The organism is Nocardioides sp. WG-D5 (assembly GCF_054031175.1).
Genome location: NZ_CM132928.1, coordinates 1957707 through 1975660, shown reverse-complemented (window position 1 = coordinate 1975660; position 17954 = coordinate 1957707). Strand labels below are relative to the sequence as shown.

At 69.7% G+C, this 17954-nt stretch carries 19 protein-coding genes; 11 read left to right on the top strand and 8 right to left on the bottom strand.

What is annotated here, in order from left to right; all coding sequences use genetic code 11:
- Positions 1–71 precede the first annotated feature (71 nt).
- The 4 genes from rpsK (at position 72) to rplQ (ending at position 2935) form a co-directional block, all read left to right on the top strand.
- Entirely contained in the window at positions 72–473 is a 402-nt protein-coding gene (gene rpsK / locus ACWZJV_RS09560; RefSeq protein ID WP_008361058.1) for a 30S ribosomal protein S11, read from the top strand.
- Positions 474–507: 34 nt separating this feature from the next.
- Positions 508–1116: a 30S ribosomal protein S4 gene (gene rpsD / locus ACWZJV_RS09555; RefSeq protein ID WP_008361060.1), complete on the top strand. Its 609-nt coding sequence runs from the start codon at positions 508–510 to the stop codon at positions 1114–1116.
- Between the two features lie 149 nt (positions 1117–1265).
- On the top strand, positions 1266–2282 hold the full coding sequence (locus ACWZJV_RS09550; RefSeq protein WP_008361061.1) for a DNA-directed RNA polymerase subunit alpha: 1017 nt from the start codon (positions 1266–1268) through the stop codon (positions 2280–2282).
- A gap of 119 nt (positions 2283–2401) precedes the next feature.
- On the top strand, positions 2402–2935 hold the full coding sequence (rplQ, locus tag ACWZJV_RS09545) for a 50S ribosomal protein L17 (protein WP_008361063.1): 534 nt from the start codon (positions 2402–2404) through the stop codon (positions 2933–2935).
- A 54-nt stretch (positions 2936–2989) separates the two neighbouring features.
- Here rplQ and ACWZJV_RS09540 read toward each other — a convergent pair whose 3' ends face one another.
- A complete protein-coding gene (locus ACWZJV_RS09540) occupies positions 2990–3937 on the bottom strand; it encodes a ketopantoate reductase family protein (protein WP_457181278.1) in 948 nt (315 codons plus the stop codon).
- A gap of 68 nt (positions 3938–4005) precedes the next feature.
- Between ACWZJV_RS09540 and truA the strand changes: the two genes are divergently transcribed.
- From truA to ACWZJV_RS09520, 4 genes are all read left to right on the top strand, one after another.
- Positions 4006–4869, top strand: coding sequence for a tRNA pseudouridine(38-40) synthase TruA (truA, locus tag ACWZJV_RS09535; protein WP_008361068.1), 864 nt, complete (start codon positions 4006–4008; stop codon positions 4867–4869).
- On the top strand, positions 4856–5464 hold the full coding sequence (locus ACWZJV_RS09530) for a class I SAM-dependent methyltransferase (RefSeq protein ID WP_457181277.1): 609 nt from the start codon (positions 4856–4858) through the stop codon (positions 5462–5464). The genes truA and ACWZJV_RS09530 overlap by 14 nt, the downstream gene beginning before the upstream one ends.
- A gap of 76 nt (positions 5465–5540) precedes the next feature.
- Positions 5541–5912, top strand: coding sequence for a hypothetical protein (locus ACWZJV_RS09525; protein ID WP_457181276.1), 372 nt, complete (start codon positions 5541–5543; stop codon positions 5910–5912).
- A 172-nt stretch (positions 5913–6084) separates the two neighbouring features.
- On the top strand, positions 6085–6456 hold the full coding sequence (locus ACWZJV_RS09520) for a hypothetical protein (RefSeq protein ID WP_457181275.1): 372 nt from the start codon (positions 6085–6087) through the stop codon (positions 6454–6456).
- Between the two features lie 21 nt (positions 6457–6477).
- Here ACWZJV_RS09520 and ACWZJV_RS09515 read toward each other — a convergent pair whose 3' ends face one another.
- Both ACWZJV_RS09515 and ACWZJV_RS09510 read right to left on the bottom strand, forming a co-directional pair.
- Positions 6478–7818 (bottom strand): cytochrome P450, encoded by a 1341-nt coding sequence (locus ACWZJV_RS09515; protein WP_457181274.1) that lies wholly within the window; start codon positions 7816–7818, stop codon positions 6478–6480.
- Positions 7819–7934: 116 nt separating this feature from the next.
- Positions 7935–8849: an alpha/beta hydrolase gene (locus ACWZJV_RS09510; RefSeq protein ID WP_457181273.1), complete on the bottom strand. Its 915-nt coding sequence runs from the start codon at positions 8847–8849 to the stop codon at positions 7935–7937.
- A 118-nt stretch (positions 8850–8967) separates the two neighbouring features.
- Between ACWZJV_RS09510 and ACWZJV_RS09505 the strand changes: the two genes are divergently transcribed.
- Together ACWZJV_RS09505 and ACWZJV_RS09500 are read left to right on the top strand one after the other, a co-directional pair.
- Entirely contained in the window at positions 8968–10665 is a 1698-nt protein-coding gene (locus ACWZJV_RS09505; RefSeq protein WP_457181272.1) for an ABC-F family ATP-binding cassette domain-containing protein, read from the top strand.
- Positions 10662–11684 (top strand): GNAT family N-acetyltransferase, encoded by a 1023-nt coding sequence (locus ACWZJV_RS09500; RefSeq protein ID WP_457181271.1) that lies wholly within the window; start codon positions 10662–10664, stop codon positions 11682–11684. The genes ACWZJV_RS09505 and ACWZJV_RS09500 overlap by 4 nt, the downstream gene beginning before the upstream one ends.
- Before the next feature lie 117 nt (positions 11685–11801).
- On the opposite strand, the gene ACWZJV_RS09495 is transcribed toward ACWZJV_RS09500, so the two are convergent.
- The 3 genes from ACWZJV_RS09495 to ACWZJV_RS09485 all read right to left on the bottom strand — a co-directional run bounded on the left by ACWZJV_RS09495 (position 11802) and on the right by ACWZJV_RS09485 (position 14694).
- Complete coding sequence (locus ACWZJV_RS09495) at positions 11802–13085, bottom strand: S1C family serine protease (RefSeq protein WP_457181270.1); 1284 nt, start codon at positions 13083–13085, stop codon at positions 11802–11804.
- A gap of 68 nt (positions 13086–13153) precedes the next feature.
- Positions 13154–14056: a TIGR03621 family F420-dependent LLM class oxidoreductase gene (locus ACWZJV_RS09490; protein WP_457181269.1), complete on the bottom strand. Its 903-nt coding sequence runs from the start codon at positions 14054–14056 to the stop codon at positions 13154–13156.
- A gap of 74 nt (positions 14057–14130) precedes the next feature.
- The gene (locus ACWZJV_RS09485) at positions 14131–14694 is read right to left on the bottom strand and encodes a MarR family winged helix-turn-helix transcriptional regulator (protein WP_457181268.1); all 564 of its coding nucleotides are present in this window, start codon (positions 14692–14694) and stop codon (positions 14131–14133) included.
- Positions 14695–14764: 70 nt separating this feature from the next.
- On the opposite strand from ACWZJV_RS09485, the gene ACWZJV_RS09480 reads away from it, so the two are divergent.
- Entirely contained in the window at positions 14765–16006 is a 1242-nt protein-coding gene (locus ACWZJV_RS09480) for an MFS transporter (protein WP_457181267.1), read from the top strand.
- On the opposite strand, the gene ACWZJV_RS09475 is transcribed toward ACWZJV_RS09480, so the two are convergent.
- Both ACWZJV_RS09475 and ACWZJV_RS09470 read right to left on the bottom strand, forming a co-directional pair.
- Positions 16003–16653, bottom strand: a complete 651-nt coding sequence (locus tag ACWZJV_RS09475; protein ID WP_196872835.1) for an HAD-IA family hydrolase — start codon at positions 16651–16653, stop codon at positions 16003–16005. The two genes, ACWZJV_RS09480 and ACWZJV_RS09475, sit on opposite strands and share 4 nt — an antisense overlap.
- On the bottom strand, positions 16650–17954 hold the full coding sequence (locus ACWZJV_RS09470; RefSeq protein ID WP_008361084.1) for a citrate synthase: 1305 nt from the start codon (positions 17952–17954) through the stop codon (positions 16650–16652). The genes ACWZJV_RS09475 and ACWZJV_RS09470 overlap by 4 nt, the downstream gene beginning before the upstream one ends.

Here is a 17954-nt window from a genome sequence, read left to right as displayed (position 1 = left end):
ACGCGCACAGCGCGTCGGTGATCCGAGTCTTCGCCTCGATCTCACAGACCAGCCAACACAGGAGTTAATGCATGCCTCCGAAGACCCGTCAGGGTGCGACGAAGATCCGTCGCAAGGAGAAGAAGAACGTCGCTCAGGGCGAGGCCCACATCAAGAGCACGTTCAACAACACGATCGTCACGATCACCGACCCGACCGGTGCGGTGATCTCGTGGGCCTCGGCCGGCACCGTCGGCTTCAAGGGCTCGCGTAAGTCGACCCCGTTCGCCGCGCAGATGGCCGCCGAGGCCGCTGGCCGCCGCGCGATGGACCACGGCATGAAGAAGATCGACGTCTTCGTCAAGGGCCCGGGCTCGGGCCGCGAGACCGCGATCCGTTCCCTGGGTGCGATCGGCCTCGAGGTCGGCACCATCCAGGACGTCACGCCGGCCCCGCACAACGGTTGCCGTCCGCCCAAGCGCCGCCGCGTTTGATCCCCACCGAGACATAGAAGGAGACTGAAGAGTAATGGCCCGTTACACCGGACCCATGACCCGCAAGTCGCGCCGTCTCGGTGTCGACCTTGTCGGCAACGACGCAGCGTTCGAGAAGCGCCCCTACCCGCCGGGTCAGCACGGCCGCGGCCGCATCAAGGAGAGCGAGTACCTCCTCCAGCTTCGTGAGAAGCAGAAGGCTCGCTTCACCTACGGCGTGATGGAGAAGCAGTTCGCTTCCTACTACGCCGAGGCCCACCGTCGCGACGGCAAGACCGGTGACAACCTGCTCCAGCTGCTCGAGGGCCGCCTGGACAACGTCGTCTACCGTGCCGGCTTCGCCCGCACCCGCCGCCAGGCCCGCCAGCTGGTCGTCCACGGCCACTTCCTGGTCAACGGCAAGAAGGTCAACGTGCCTTCGTTCCAGGTCTCGGCTCACGACGTCATCGACGTTCGCGAGAAGTCGCTGGAGATGACCCCGTTCATCGTGGCTCGTGAGACCCACGGCGAGCGCGTCGTCCCGGCCTGGCTCGAGGCTGTCCCGAGCCGGATGCGCATCCTGGTTCACCAGCTCCCCGTCCGGGCCCAGATCGACGTCCCGGTCCAGGAGCAGCTGATCGTCGAGTACTACTCGAAGCTCTGATCAGCCCTCAGCAGTAACCACGGTGAGTCCCCGGCGTTCAAACTTCACAGACGACGTACGCCGGGGCCTTGCCGCCCCCACAGCCTTCCGTCATCACCCCTTGAAGTTCGGGTCCGTCAAATAGCGGTCGGCCCGGAAAGGACAAATCAGTGCTTATCGCACAGCGCCCCACCCTGTCGGAAGAGTCCGTCGAGGAGTTCCGCTCCCGCTTCGTGATCGAGCCCCTGGAGCCGGGCTTCGGTTACACGCTGGGTAACTCTCTTCGCCGCACCCTGCTCTCCTCGATCCCCGGTGCCTCGGTCACCTCGATCAAGATCGACGGTGTTCTCCACGAGTTCTCGACCATCGAGGGCGTCAAGGAGGATGTCACCGAGATCATCCTCAACCTCAAGGGTCTGGTCGTCTCCTCCGAGCACGACGAGCCCGTGACCATGTACCTGCGCAAGTCCGGTGCCGGTGACGTCACCGCCGCCGACATCGCGCCGCCGGCCGGTGTCGAGGTGCACAACCCCGACCTGAAGATCGCGACGCTGTCCGACAAGGGCAAGATCGAGCTCGAGCTCGTCGTCGAGCGTGGTCGTGGCTACGTCTCCGCGGTCCAGAACAAGGGCGCCGAGAACGAGATCGGCCGCATCCCGGTCGACTCGATCTACTCGCCGGTCCTCAAGGTCAGCTACAAGGTCGAGGCCACCCGTGTCGAGCAGCGCACGGACTTCGACAAGCTCGTCATCGACGTCGAGACCAAGCCGTCGATCGCTCCCCGCGACGCGATCGCCTCGGCCGGTAAGACCCTGGTCGAGCTCTTCGGTCTGGCCCGTGAGCTGAACGTCGACGCCGAGGGCATCGACATCGGCCCGTCGCCGGTCGACGAGCAGCTCGCCGCCGACCTCGCCCTCCCGGTCGAGGACCTGCAGCTGACCGTCCGTTCCTACAACTGCCTCAAGCGCGAGGGCATCCACACCGTGGGTGAGCTCATCTCGCGCTCGGAGCAGGACCTGCTCGACATCCGCAACTTCGGCGCCAAGTCGATCGACGAGGTCAAGCTGAAGCTGCACGAGATGGGCCTGTCGCTCAAGGACAGCGCTCCCGGCTTCGACCCGTCCGCCGCCCTCGCCGCCTACGGCGACGATGACGACGACGCGTTCGTCGAGGACGAGCAGTACTGAGTTGTAGCGCCGGGCCAGACGGCAGCGCCTGAGGCCCGGCGTAACCCATAAAAGAAAATCGCCCACGTGTGGGCGTCTACCCCGGTACCTAGTACGGCCGGAGAGAAGGAGCAGGCACGATGCCTACCCCGAAGAAGGGTGCCCGCCTCGGCGGTTCGCCCGCGCACCAGAAGCTGATCGTCTCGAACCTCGCCACCGCGCTGTTCGAGAACGGCCGCATCACCACCACCGAGGCCAAGGCCCGGGTTCTCCGCCCCGTCGCGGAGAAGCTGATCACCAAGGCCAAGAAGGGTGACCTGCACAACCGTCGCGAGGTCCTCAAGACCATCCGCGACAAGTCCGTCGTGCACACCCTCTTCACCGAGATCGCCGAGCAGTTCGCAGAGCGTCCGGGTGGCTACACCCGGATCACCAAGATCGGTCCCCGCAAGGGTGACAACGCTCCGATGGCTGTGATCGAGCTCGTCAACGAGGCCTACGAGCCGAAGACCAAGGCTGCTCCGGCTGCCGCGGCTCCGGTTGCCGCCCCCGCTGAGGAGAAGGTCGAGGAGGCGCCGGTCGAGGAGACCGCTGCCGAGGAGACCACCGAGACCGAGGCTGCTGCCGAGGAGGCTCCCGCTGCGGAGACCACCGAGGACGACGCCAAGGCCTGATCGGCTTCTGAGCTGTGGCCCGTCACCCGCGAGGGTGGCGGGCCACAGTGCTTGTCAGAGACCGGCGAGGAAGGCGGCGCCGTCGATGCTGCCGGGTTCGGCGCCGGTGCGGGCGATGTCGTGGACCGCGCGCTGGATGGCCTCGTTGACCGGGGTCGGTACGCCGTGGAGGCGGCCGAGCAGCACGATCTCGCCGGAGAGGTAGTCGATCTCGACGCCGCTGCCGCGGGCGAGGCTCTGCCACGTCGAGCTGTGGTTGCGACGGCCGCGCGCGGTGATGTGGCCGGCCCGCCGGGTCCGGTCCTGCTCGGCGGTCACGGCGTCGATGCCGGCGGCGGCGAGCACTGCCTCGGCCTCGGCCAGGCAGCGCGCGTAGATCTCCTCGTCGCTGGGGCCGGGGGCGATCGCGGCGTTGATGCCGTTGCCGAGGTTGTTGAGCAGCTTGCGGTGCTTCCAGGCCATGATGTCGGCGCGCGGCTCGCTGAGGAACCCGGCCTTGACCAGGTCGTTCGCGATCGCTTCGGCGGTCTCGTCGACACCGGTGGGGTAGCGGCCGATGTCGAGGATGCCGGGCCTGTTGCCGGAGTCCTGGACGACCGTGCCCGGGGTCAGGAAGGTGGCGGGGAGGACGACATGGATGGCGTACGTCGCGGCGAACCGCCGCAGGATCCGCGCCTCGTTCGCGACGCCGTTCTGCATGGCGACCACCGGTGTGCCCGGCGGAGCGTACGCAGCGAGATCCTCGAGCGCGGCCTCGGTCTGCTGGCCCTTGACGCTGAGGAGCACGACGGTGTCCTCGGTCCAGGAGACCTTGCCGACGTCCTCGACGGCCGCGACGTCGAGGGTCAGGACGCCGTCGGGGGTGTCGAGGCTGAGACCGGCGTCCTGGATCGCGCGGAGGTGCTCGCCGCGGGCCACCAGGGTGACCTCGACCCCCGCCCGGTGCAGCAGACCGCCCACGACGCCGCCGACCGCGCCCGCTCCGAAGATCACATAGTGCATGGACAAAGTGTGGCAAAGCGTCCTCGCGCATTCCGCTCGGGGCAGGTGTTGCTGGGACAATGAGTGACGTGCGCATCAGGATCGACCTCGCCTACGACGGCACCATGTTCCACGGCTGGGCGACCCAGCCGGGGCTGCGTACGGTCCAGGGAGAGCTGCAGGCCGCGCTGGCGACCGCGTTGCGGGTGCCGTCGACGGGGGAGCGGTCCCAGGTGTGGGTCACCGTCGCCGGGCGCACCGACTCCGGCGTGCACGCCCGCGGCCAGGTGGCCCACTTCGACATCGACGCCGACGTGCTCGAGTCCTCGCGGGGACGCTCGGAGCAGTCGCCGCTCGACTCGCTGGTGCGCCGGCTGAACGGGATCCTCCCCGCCGATCTGCGGGTCCATCGGGCCGTCGAGGCTCCGGAGGGGTTCAACGCGCGGTTCTCGGCGCTGTCGCGACGCTACGTCTACCGGATCGTCGACGACCCGGCGTTCGTCGACCCGCTGCTGCGCGGGCACGTGCTCTACCGGACCCGGCCCTTGGACCTGTCGCTGATGAACGTCGCCTCCGCCGACCTGGTCGGCCTCAACGACTTCGCGAGCTTCTGCAAACCGCGGGAGGGCGCGACCACGATCCGCGACCTTCGCCAGCTCACCTGGGACCGGCGCCCGGACGGGATCATCGAGGCGACGGTCCTCGCCGACGCCTTCTGTCACTCGATGGTGCGCTCGCTGGTCGGGTGCCTGATGGTGATCGGGGAGGGCCGCAAGGACGTCACCTGGGCCAAGGAGTCGCTGGCCGCGCGCTCGCGCTCCTCGTCCATCCCGATCGCTCCGGCCAACGGGCTGACCCTCGAGGAGGTCGCCTATCCGCCGGACGACATGCTGGCGGCCCAGCACCAGCGCACCATGAACCGCAGAGAGGCGAACGAGGTTGACGGGGACTGACGACGAGCACTACTTCTCCGCCGACCCGTCGGTGCCCTTCGAGCGGATCCCGGTCTCGGCGACCGTGTGGGACATGGACCTCTCCCTGATCTCGGGATCGGGCGTCTTCGCCAAGGGGCGCCTCGACGTCGGCACCGCGGTGCTGTTCCGGGAGACCGACCCGCCCGAGGGCGGCCGCATCCTCGACCTGGGCTGCGGCTACGGGATCATCGGCCTCGCCTGCGCGCTGGCCGCACCCTCAGCCCAGGTCACCGGCGTCGACGTCAACGAGCGCGCCGTCCTGCTCGCGAACGAGAACGCCGCGAAGCTCGGACTCGGTGACCGGTATCGCGCCGCGGTCCCGGCCGAGATCGATCCGGGGACGACGTACGACGAGATCTGGAGCAACCCGCCGATCCGGATCGGCAAGCAGGCCCTCCACGAGCTGCTCCTGACCTGGCTGCCCCGTCTCGCGCCCGACGGCCGCGCGGTCATGGTCGTCGGCAAGAACCTCGGCGGCGACTCGCTCCAGCGCTGGCTCGGCGAGCAGGGGTTCCCGACCGAGCGGATCGGCAGCGCGAAGGGCTTCCGCGTCCTGGAGACGCGCCGCGCCTGAACGGTCCAGGTGCCGGTTTCCGCCGTCTCGCGCGTCTCGTGGCCGGTTGCACCGGGCGCGCTGGGAGACTCCGCCCATGACCAACCGTGCGATGACGACTCCCGCGCTGACGAACGGGCAGCGCCTGGCCCGCTCCTACCAGGCCTGGGGCGTCGCCGCGCTGGTGAGCCTGGTGACGGTGCTGCCCGTCTACCTCGCCGTCACGCGCTCCGGGATCGAGCTGTCGCGGCTGGAGAGCGTGTCGGTGATGGTCGTCGTCGGGCTGATCGGGCCGTTGCTCGGGGCCTTCCTGAGCGCACGCGCCGGGCTGGGCCGGTTCTGCACCGGGGCCGCGTTCGTGATCATCGCGACCCCGATGACGAGCCTGCCGCTGCTGGCGATCCCGGCGTACGTCCTGGCACCCTGGATCGCCGTGGCGATCAGCGAGGAGCCGGCCCCGCGGCAGTGAAACGGCTGAGCGCTCAGTCCGACTCGTAGTTCGCGGATAGTCGGGGACCATACGGTCGGTTACCCACCGGTAGACCGACCATTTGGTCCCCGACTACCCGCTGCCGGGTGAGGGAGAGACTTGAGTATCCGTACGGATGTGGAGCTCCGCACCGGTCGGCCACGCTCTGCGCATGAGCAGACCCGACCCCACGTGGTATGGCACCATCCTCCGTCCGTACGCAGCCTGGATCGTCGCGGTGGCTCTTGCTGTGGCTGCGTGGCCGATGTGGCGATGGGTGATCCTCGAGGGCTCGGGCGACCCGTTCGACAGGCTTGGGTCGGTGATCATCGCCTTTGTGACGGTCATGGCTGGCGGTGGTCTGGTGCTGACACGGTTGGTCGGGCTGCCCTGGCTCAGCGGATTGGTAACCCTGGGATGCCTTGCGCTCTCGTACCCGGCGGCTGCCATCCACCCGGCCCTTCCCGTGATTCTTCTCGCCTTCGCCCCAGGGGCGGGTGCCGCTGTCGCCGGGACGCCTGAGGGAGAAGATACGGACAGGTGATGGATCCGGGCGGCTGACCGCTCAGGCGGGGACCGGGTCCTTGGCGAGCCGGACCGGGAGCCGGTCGAGGCTGTAGACGACCGAGAGGTCGCGCCAGCCGAGGTCGCCGGGGTCGTCGGTGGCCATGGCCAGGTCGGGAAAGCGGCGGGCGAGGCCGGTGAGGGCGGCGCGGAGCTCCATCCGGGCCAGCTCGGCGCCGACGCAGCGGTGCATGCCGTGGCCGAAGGCGAAGTGCATGGTCTCGGCGTTGCGGAGGTCGAACTGCTCCGGCTTCGGCACGACCGCGGGGTCGCGGTTGGCGCCGGTGAGGCTGACCAGGACGACGGCGCCCTTCTTGACCGGCAGGCCGAAGAGGTCGTGGTCCTCGCGCGCGAACCGGGGGAACGCGATCTGCACCGGGCACAGGTAGCGGAGCAGCTCCTCGACCACCTTGTCGACCTCGGCCCGATCGCCCGAGCGCAGGATCTCGTAGGCCTCCGGGTTCTGCATCAGCACGTAGGCGCCCATGGAGAGCATCGAGGCGGAGGTCTCGTAGCCGCCGAGGAAGACGCCGTCGGCGAGGCCGCCGAGCTCGACGTCGTCGTACTCGGCGCCCTTCGTGCGGATGATCTCGCCGATCATGCCGTCGCCGGGCTCGGCCCGCTGCTGGCGGACCTGCTCGATCAGGAACGTCCTGGTCTCGGTGGCGGCCCCGAAGGCGCCGGCACCACCCTCGGACAGGTCGAAACGGGCCATGCCGAGCTTGTGGAACTCGTCGCGTACGTCCTCGGGCATGCCCAGCAGCTCGCAGATCACCCGGAACGGGATCTCGAAGCCGAAGTGCTGGACGAGGTCGACCTCGGGGCCGTTGGCCTCCATGTCGTCGAGGGCGTCGGTCACGATCCGGTCGATCATCCCGTTGAGACGGCCCAGGCGGCGCATGGTGAACTCCGGGGTCAGCAGGCCGCGGAGCTTGGTGTGGTCGGGCGGGTCGGTCATGCCGAGGCCACCGATGCCCTCGGCATCGGTGCGCTTGCGGGTGCCGAGCAGGTGGCGCATGTCGTTGGAGTAGGTGTCCTTGGCGGCCAGCACGTGCTTGGACTCGGCGTGGCCGGTGACCAGCACGATGTCGAGGCCGAGCACCGAGCCGAGCTTGGTGACCGGCGCCTGCGCCCGGCTCTCGGCGAGCAGCGGCACCGGGTCGACGCCGTCGCGGCGCAGCGGGAACGTCAGATGCTCCGGGATCTTGCGCAGCGTGGTGATGTCGGGGATCGGCGACTCCTTGCCCCGCATCGCGAACTGCAGGGCAAGCTTGCGGACGCGCTCGGTCAGCGGTCGCGTCATCGCCCGTAGAGAGGAACTGACCTGGACGGCAATCGGCATGCGGCCCAGTCTGGACCATCCTCAAACCTCGGGCATCAGGAATACCCCTGGTTTGAGTACGTGTCCTCGATCACCCCCGGCAGCGCCCCGGGAACGTCCGCCGGGACGGCCCGGGATCACCCGTGGAGCACCGTCCTGAACAGCGCGCACGTCTCCTCGATCGCGAGCTGTGCCGCCTGCGAGTGGTGGCCCATCGCGAAGAAGCCGTGGATGAGACCGTCGCAGTGGTGGTAGGTCGTGGGGACCCCCGAGCTCTCCAGCGCCTTGGCGTACGCGATGCCCTCATCACGCAACGGATCGAACTCCGCGGTCACCACGACCGCCGGTGCCAGACCCTCCAAGGAGCCCTTGATCGGGCTCAGCCGCGGGTCGGCGCGGTCGGCGTCACCGACGTAGTTGTCGGAGAACCACTTCATCGTCGGCAGCTCGAGGAAGTAGCCGTGGCCGTTCTCGGCGTAGGAGGGGTAGCCGCTGGTCATGTCGGTCGCCGGGTAGATCAGCAGCTGGCCGGCGAGCTCCCGCCCCTCGGCGCGGAAGGCCTGGGCGACGGCGGCCGACAGGTTGCCGCCGGCGCTGTCGCCGGCGACCGCGACCCGGCCGTCACCACCGAGCGTCGCGGTGTTGTCGCTGACCCAGCGGGCCGCGGCCAGGGCGTCGTCGTAGGCGGCCGGGAAGGGGTGCTCGGGAGCGAGCCGGTAGTCGACCGCGACGACCACGGCGTCGCAGATCGTGGAGAGATTGCGGGCCTGGTCCTCATGGGTGTCGAGGTCGCCGACCACCCAGCCGCCGCCGTGGAACATCACGATCGTCGGCAGCGGGCCCTGGGTGGCTGGCCGGTAGATGCGTACGGCCAGGTCGCCCGCCGGCCCTGGGATCACGGAGGCCTCCACCGAGCCGACGGGTGGAAGTGGGACGCCCTCGGCCAACGCGCGGTAGAGCGCTCGTGCCGTCGGCGGGTCGTAGGACTCCAGGGGCTGGCCCTTCGCGAAGAGGGTGAGCAGGTCAGCGATCTGGCTGTCGAGCGGAGGCATGGCGACAGTCATATCGGTAATCGCCAAAATGTGTCGAGCATCACGTTCTACTGATGGGACCGATTTGTCGAACGTGACCGGGAATAACCATTCGACAGGGGTGCCAGACTGGACGGCTGTGGGACATGTGGACGTTGCTGGAGTGCGGTTCCAGCTGCCTGACGGTCGAGTGCTGCTCGACGACGTCTCCTTCCGGGTGGGAGAGGGCGCGAAGGTGGCGCTGGTGGGCGCCAACGGCGCCGGGAAGACGACGCTGCTGCGGATCGTCACCGGCGAGCTGACCCCGACGGCTGGATCCGTCGTCCGCTCCGGCGGCCTCGGGGTGATGCGGCAGATGGTCGGCAGGGGCTCCTCGACCGTCGGTGAGCTGCTGCTCTCCGTGGCGCCCGCGCGCGTGCGCGAGGCCGCCGCGTCCGTCGAGGCGTGCGAGCTGGAGCTGATGTCGTCCGAGGACGAGCCGCTGCAGATGCGCTACGCGACCGCGCTGGCCGAGTACGCCGACGCCGGCGGCTACGACCTCGAGGTCGTCTGGGACGTGTGCACCATGGCCGGGCTGGGAGTGCCCTACGACCGCGCCCGCTACCGCTCCCTGGACACCCTGTCCGGCGGCGAGCAGAAGCGGCTGGTGCTCGAGTATCTGCTGCGCGGCCCCGACGAGGTGCTGCTGCTCGACGAGCCGGACAACTTCCTCGACGTACCCGGCAAGATCTGGCTGGAGCAGCGTATCCGGGAGTCTCCGAAGACGATCCTCTACGTCAGTCACGACCGTGAGCTGCTGGACAACACCGCGACCAGGGTGGTCACGGTCGAGCTCGGCGCGTCAGGCGCCGGCAACAGCACGTGGACGCATCCCGGTGGGTTCGCCTCGTACCACGAGGCCCGCAAGGACCGGTTCCTGCGCTTCGAGGAGCAGCGCCGTCGCTGGGACGAGGAGCACGCCAAGATCAAGGCGCTGGTCCTGCGGCTGAAGGTCAAGTCGGAGTACAACGACGGGATGTCCAGCCAGTACAAGGCGGCCCAGACACGGCTCCGGAAGTTCGAGGAGGCCGGGCCGCCCGTCGAGCAGCCACGGGAGCAGGCGGTGCAGATGCGGCTGCGCGGCGGGCGCACCGGCAAGCGGGCGGTGGTCTGCGAGGCGCTCGAGCTCACCGGACTGATGCGCCCGTTCGATCTCGAGGTCTGGTACGGCGAGCGGGTTGCCGTGCTCGGCTCCAACGGCTCGGGCAAGTCCCACTTCCTGCGGCTGCTCGCCCGCGGAGGCACCGACCCGGACGTGGAGCACCGCCCGGTCGAGGACACCCCCATCGAGCCGGTCCGTCACCGTGGGAAGGCCAAGCTCGGCGCCCGCGTGCGGCCGGGCTGGTTCGTGCAGACCCATGCCCACCCGGAGCTGGTGGGACGTACGCTGCTCGACATCCTGCACCGCGGCGACGTCACGCCCGACGGGCGAGGACGCGCCGGGATGGGGCGGGAGGCCGCCTCCAGGGTGCTCGACCGCTACGAGCTCGCGCACGCCGCGGAGCAGACCTTCGACTCGCTCTCGGGCGGGCAGCAGGCGCGCTTCCAGATCCTCCTGCTGGAGCTCTCCGGTGCCACCCTGCTGCTCCTCGACGAGCCGACCGACAACCTCGACGTCCAGTCGGCCGAGGCGCTCGAGGCGGGGCTGGAGGCGTTCGAGGGCACCGTCATCGCGGTCACCCATGACCGCTGGTTCGCCCGCGGCTTCGACCGGTTCCTGGTCTACGGCGCCAACGGTGACGTCTACGAGTCCCCGGAGCCGGTCTGGGACGAGACGAGGGTGGAGAGGTCACGATGACCGAGCTGGTGATCGAGCGGGTCGACCCGTTCGACGACGAGGTCTTCGACGCCTGGCACGACGTGATGACCGCGTCGTGGCTCGACGTACGTGGCCCCGACGCGGACCTGTGGGCGCGCGAGGAGCAGCGCGTCGAGCTGCAGCAGCAGACCGAGAAGACCGACCGCCGGGCCTACGTGGGCCGTGTCGGCGGCGAGGCGGTCGCCGCCGCCTGGATGGCCATGCCGCTGCTCGACAACCTCCACCGGGCGACCCTCGTGGTCGCCGTGCTGCCGGCCCACCGGCGACGGGGCCATGGCACCACGCTGCTGGACCATGTCGAGGCGGAGGCCCGCGCCCAGGGACGTACGTCGCTGACGGGTGAGGTCTGGTGGCCGTGGTCGCTCGGCTCCGGCGGAGAGGGCTCGCCGGGGCGGGACTTCGGGATCGCGCGCGGCTATGCGCCCGCGCTGGTGGAGGTACGCCGCCTGCTGCGGCTGCCGGTGCCCGACGACGTCCTCGACCGGCTGGCGGCGCAGGCCGCCGAGCGGCACGGCGACTACACGCTGAGGTCCTGGGTCGGCCGGGTGCCCGACGACATCGTCGAGAGCTGGGCGGTGCTCGACGCCAGCCTGGAGACCGAGGCGCCGACCGGCGACCTCGACATCGAGGCGCCCGAGCCCGACGTGGCGAAGGTGCGCGAGACCGAGGCGCTGGTCGCGGCCCAGCAGCGCACCCTCTACCACTCGGTCGCGCTGGATCCGGAGGGCCGCGTCGTGGCCTACACGGTGATCGGCTACTCGAGCCTGGACGGCAACAGCTACCAGTGGGGCACCCTCGTCGAGGCGGCTCACCGCGGCCACCGGCTCGGGCTCGCGGTGAAGGTCGCCAACCTCAGGCTGCTCCAGGCCGAGCGGCCGGAGGTGCCGACCCTGAGCACCTACAACGCCGAGGTCAACTCCCACATGATCCAGGTCAACGAGGCCATGGGCTTCGAGCCCGTGGAGTGGCTGTGCAGCATCCAGAAGCAGGTCTCCTGACCCTCGTCCGCACGACGCACGAGCGCCTCATACCCGGTCAGAGACGGGCATGAGGCGCTCGGATGGTGGCACCCCGCGGCACTGAGACCCTGCGGACCCCAGCGTCTTGCGGGGAGATCAGGAGGCGTCGGAGTCCAGCGTCACCTTCTCGGTGTGCACGTCGCCGTTGCGCGACCAGGTGACCTCGACCTCGTCGTTGGGTCGGTAGGAGCGGACGGTCGCCACCAGGGAGTCCGATCCGGTGATGACGTGGTCGTCGACCTTGGTGATGACGTCGCCCTTCTCCAGGCCGGCCTTCTGGGCGGTGCTGCCCTGGGTGACCTCCTGGACCAGTGCTCCGGTCACCGACGTCTGACCGTTCTGCGCCTCGGGGGCGTCGGAGACGGAGATGCCGAACTGCGCGTGGGTGGCCTGCTCGCCCTTCTCGAGCTGCTCGACGATCGGGTAGATCTCGTCGATCGGGATGGCGAACCCGATCCCGATGGAGCCCGCGTCCTCGCTGCTCGCGCCGCCGCCGGAGCGGATCGAGGCGTTGATGCCGACGAGGTTGCCGTTGAGGTCGACGAGCGCGCCACCCGAGTTGCCCGGGTTGATCGCGGCGTCAGTCTGCACCGCCGGGTAGACGGTCGCCGCACCGTTCTGGTCGACGCCGACGTTCACCGGACGGTCGAGCGCGCTCACGATGCCGGTGGTCACCGTGGAGTCGAGCCCGAACGGGGAGCCGATCGCCACGACGCTCTGGCCGACGGTGAGGTTGGCGGACTTGCCGATCGTGATCGGGGTCAGGCCGGAGACGCCCTTCGCCTTGATCACGGCGGTGTCGGTGAGCGGGTCGGTCCCGAGGACCTCGGCGGAGGCCTTGGTGCCGTCGTTGAAGTCGACCGTCACGGTCCCGCCGTTGGCGGCCAGCTCGACCACGTGGTTGTTGGTCAGGATCGTGCCGTCGGAGGAGATGACGACGCCGGAGCCCGAGCCGGAGCCCTGCTGGGAGGTGACCTCGATCTTCACCACGGAGGGGAGGACCTTGGCGGAGACCTTCTCGATGCTGCCCTCGGGGGCCTTCGCGTCGACGACCTGGGAGGTGGCCGGGGTGTGCGCCCCGCCGGTGCTGCCGTCACCGGCGAGGGCGTCGTAGATCGCCGCGCCCCCGACGCCAGCGGTGCCACCGGCGACCAGGGCACCGGCGAGGACCGCGGCGACGAGGCCGGTGCGGCCGATGGCGCGCTTCTTGGTGGGCGTGCCGGGCGTGCCGGGAGCACCGGGCACGGCAGGCATGACGGAGGTCTGGGCCGGCGGGGCCGCGAACGGGCCGGCGGGAGGCTGGGTGGATCCGGCAGGAGGGGCCGGGGGAGTCCACTGCGGCGGGGTCCCACTCGGCTGCTGAGGAGGGAGTTCGGTCATGTCTTCGAGTCTGGCCAGCGTCCCTGTGAACCGGCTGAGACAGCGCTATGCGGTCGCGAAGAGATGGCTCAGGACCCGGCGAGCAGGCCGACGACCGGCGCGAAGGCCTCCATCAGCTCGTCCCCGACCAGGATGTAGGAGACGCCCAGCCGCTCCCTGCGCTCACGGAGCTGGTCGGCCATCTCCGCGGGCGAGCCGCTCACGACGCCGACGGCGCCCGCGGCGGCGAGCGCGGCAGGATCGAGCCTTCCGGCCAGGTAGCGCGGGACCGTGTCGCCCACCGCCATCAGGTTCATGTTGAGCTCGGGGATGCCGCCGGGGCGGTCGGCGGAGCGTACGTGGTCGACGGCCGCCCGCACGGCAGATTCCTCGGCGTCGAAGGGGATCCCGAGGGCCGCGATGTCGGCGTGCTCGCCGGCGATCCGCATCATCCGCGGGCCGCCGCCGGCGACCAGGAGCGGCACCTGCTGGGGTGGGGTGCCGTAGGGCAGCACCGAGGCCTCGACGGCCCGGTGGTGGGGACCCTCGACGGTGACCGTCTCGCCGGCGAGGAGCCGCTTGATCAGCCCGATCGACTCCACGAGCCGGTCGACGCGTACGCCGGGACGGTCGAAGCCCAGTCCCAGCATCGCGTTCTCGCGCTCCGAGTCGGGGCGGCCGGCGCCGAGGCCCAGCTCGAAGCGGCCGTCCGAGAGCACGGCGAGGGTGGCCGACTCCTTGGCGACCTGGACCGGGTGGCGGAAGTCGTTGGCCAGGACGTACGTCCCCACCCGCAGTGTCGTGGTCACGGCCGCCGCAGCGGCCAGCGCGGGGAAGACGGCATGGCCGAAGGACACGTTGTCCGGCATGACGAGGGTGTCGTAGCCCGCGCTCTCGACACGGCGGGCGAGGTCGCTCCACACGGCTCCGGTCGGGGCCTGGGCGGCGACGACGCCGAAGCGGAAGGGTCTGGTCTCAGGTGTGCTGGTCATGTCCCTAGGCTCGTCCTGAGGGGGCGCGGGCGGATCCGTCCGCGGGCGGTCGCGGCGTACGCAGATCTGCGCAGCTACTCGGCCTCGATCCGCAGGGTCACCTGCTTGAGCAGCGCCGCGAGCTCCGTACGCCGCTCCGGGCTGAGCGCCTCCAGCAGTCTGTTCTCGGCCTCGCCGCGAAGGTCCATCGCCCGTCGCCAGATCTCGATACCGGCCCTGGTCGCCTCGACGCTGATCTTGCGGCGGTCCTCCACCGATGCGGTACGCCGCACCCACCCGGCCTTCTCCATGCTGTCGAGCCGTCCCGTCATCCCGGCCGGGCTGATGTCGAGGTCCTTCGCGAGGGCCGTGGGCGAGGCGTGGCCGGGGGTGTCGCGGATCATCAGCATGTGGAGGGTCATGTACTCGAAGTCGGCCAGCCCGACCTCGCTCGCCGCTGCCCGGCGCGCGTCGCTGAAGAACTTGGAGATGGACCCGATCCGCACCGTGATCGCCTCGATCTCGTCGTCGAAGTCGATGTCGAGCCAGTGGTCGCGCCACCGCGCCACGTGACGGTCGGCCCGGTCCTCGGTGAGGTCCTCGGTGAGCTCCTCGGTGAGGTCTTCGTGGGACGTCTCGGAGGCTCGCATCTCAGGCATGTGCCGATCCTACCTTTCGCCGGCTGATAATTCGTTGACGAATAGTTCGCTGGCGAACTACCTTCGCGCTATGACTGCCACCACCCCACCGCCGACCGCGCGTCGCTCGCCGCTGAGGCATCGCAACTTCCGCCGCCTCGTGACCGGCACGGCGTCCTCGTCGCTGGGCAACGCGATCACCCCGGTCGCGCTGGCGTTCGCGGTGCTCGACCTGGGCGGCACGGCGACGCAGCTGGGCCTGGTCGAGGCCGTGTTCGCGGCCTGTCAGGTGCTGACCACGCTGGCCGGGGGAGTGCTCGGCGACCGGGTCTCGCGCAAGGTGATGATGGAGGGCACGGCGGCGATCAGCGCCGTCGTCGTCGGGTCGCTGGCGGCGACGGTGATCCTCGACGTCGCGACGATCCCGTCGATCGCGGTGATGGGCGGTCTCGCCGGCATCGTCGCCGCCCTCAACCAGCCCTCGGCGATGGCGATGACCAAGGTGGTCGTGCCCGACGAGGACCTGGGCGCCGCGGTCTCGCTCCGGTCGCTGCTCCAGACCACCGCCTCGACCGTCGGCTACGCCCTCGGCGGGGTGCTCGTCGCGGCCGTCGGGCCGGGGTGGGCGATCACGATCGACGCGCTCACCTTCGCCATCGCCGCCGTCGCCTACGCGGGGATGCGGGTCCCGCACGACCGCGAGCCGCGCAAGGCCTCGATGCTCGCCGACCTCGGCGAGGGCTTCCGCGAGGTGATGCGGCACTCGTGGCTGTGGTTCCTGATCCTGCAGGCGCTGCTCTACCACCTGTTCTGGTCGGGGGCCCACAGCGTGCTCGGCCCCATCGTGGTCGGTGAGGGGATCGGCCGGGCCTCGTGGGGCTTCGCGCTGGCCGCGCTGATGGCGGGCTTCGTCGTCGGCGGCCTGGTCTGCCTGCGGTTCCGCCCGCGCCGGCTGCTCTCCGTGGGCGTGGTCTTCCTGGCGATGACCGGCCTCTTCCCGATCTCGATGGCGCTCTCGGACACGCTCTGGCCGATCCTGATCGGCGCCTTCCTGCACGGGTTCGGGCTCCAGATCTTCGACGTCTTCTGGCAGATCGCGATCCAGCAGGAGATCCCCGAGGAGAAGCTCTCCCGGGTCTACGCCTTCGACATCGTGGGATCGTTCGTCGCCCGTCCCGTGGGGCTCGCGCTCGTCGGCCCGGTCGCCGTCGCGGTGGGCTTCGACACCTGGCTGCTCGTGGTCGCCGCGGTGATCTCCGGCAGCGCCCTGCTGTCGATGTCCTTCGCGGGCGTACGCCGCCTGGAGCGCGCGCCCGACCAGGGTCTCGTCTAGAGCGCCGTCACCGGGAGGCCGAGCGAGACCAGGTCCCTGCGGAGCTGCTCGGCCCCGGTGAACTGGAACGCCTGCATGCCGAGTGCCGCGGCGGCGGCCACGTTGGCGGCGCTGTCGTCGACGAAGGCCAGCCGCTCCAGCGGTGTCCCGGCGCGCTCGGCGACGAGCCGGTAGATCGCCGGATCGGGCTTCGCCAGGCGTACCTCACCGGAGACGACGACGTCGCGGAGCAGCCCGATCACGTCGTAGGACGCCGGAGCATGGGGATAGAGCTCGGCCGACCAGTTGGTCAGCCCGAGCTGCGGGAACCCGGCGGCGGCGAGCTCGCGGACCAGCTCATGGGTGCCGGGGACCGGGCCGAGGAGCGAGAGCGGGAAGTTGTCGACGTACGCCGCCCCCGCAGCGATCCACTCCGGAGCCTCGTCCTCGAGCACCGTCAGCGCCTGGGCCCAGGTGCGGCCGGCGTCCTGGGCGTAGTTCCACGAGCCGAAGTCGTAGGACTCCAGGAACGCGCGGGCATCGGCGTCACCGATCCCGGCGGCGATCGCCGGGAGCGGGTCCCAGCGGATCAGCACATTGCCGAAATCCCAGACGACCCCGTCCACCACGGCGGTGGTGGACGGGGTCTGCGTGTCGGGAGCCGTCACGCCCAGCGCACGTCGCGCGGCACGAACTCGAGGCCGCGCTCGCCGGTGTAGATCTGCTTCGGACGGGCGATCTTCTGCTCCTTGTCCTGGACGAGCTCCAGCCACTGGGAGAGCCAGCCCGGCGTGCGCCCGATGGCGAACAGCACGGTGAACATCTCCGGCGGGAACTCCAGGGCCTCGTAGATGAGGCCGGAGTAGAAGTCGACGTTCGGGTAGAGCTTGCGCTTGACGAAGTACTCGTCCTCGAGCGCGATCTTCTCCAGCTCCTGGGCGATGTCGAGGAGCGGGTTGGTGCCGGTCACCTCGAACACGTTGTAGGCCTGCTGCTTGATCAGCTTCGCGCGCGGGTCGTAGTTCTTGTAGACCCGGTGGCCGAAGCCCATCAGCCGCTCGTTGCCGGCCTTGACGCCCTCGATGAAGGCGGGGATGTTCTCGACCTTGCCGATGCGGCGCAGCATCCGGAGCACGGCCTCGTTGGCGCCACCGTGGAGCGGGCCGAAGAGGGCACCGACGCCGGCGGCGACCGAGGAGTAGGGGTCGACCTGGGTCGAGCCGACGCTGCGGACCGCGTTGGCCGAGGCGTTCTGCTCGTGGTCGGCGTGCAGGATGAAGAGGGTGTCGAGCGCCTTCTCGATGCGCTCGTCCGGCGCGTACTTCGACTCGCTCATCTTGAAGAGCATGGAGAGGAAGTTGCCGGTGTAGGACAGGTCGTTGTCCGGGTAGACGTAGGGCTTGCCCTGCGCGTGCCGGAACGCCCAGGCGCCGAGCGTCGGCATCTTGGCGATCAGCCGGATGATCTGCAGGCGACGGTTGTCGGGGTCGGAGATGTTGGCGGCGTCCGGGTAGAACGTCGACATCGCACCGACCGACGCCATGAGCATGCCCATCGGGTGGGCGTCATAGCGGAAGCCCTGCATGAACTCCTTGATGTTCTCGTGCACGAACGTGTGGTAGGTGATCTCGTGCACCCACGCGTCGTACTCCTCCTTGGTCGGCAGCGCGCCGTGGACCAGAAGGTAGGAGACCTCGAGGAAGTTGGAGTTCTCCGCGAGCTGTTCGATGGGATAGCCGCGATATTCGAGGATTCCCTTGTCACCGTCGATATAGGTGACGGAAGATCGGCACGAAGCGGTGTTGACGAAACCGGGGTCGTAGACCGCCAGGCCGGGCCCCTCTTCGTTGTTAGCCGGGTCCGCGGCCTTGATCTTCCCCAGGTCGGCGGCGCGGATGGTGCCGTCGGTGATCGGGATGTCGTACTCCACCCCGGTGCGGTTGTCACGCACTGTTAGAGATTCGGTCAC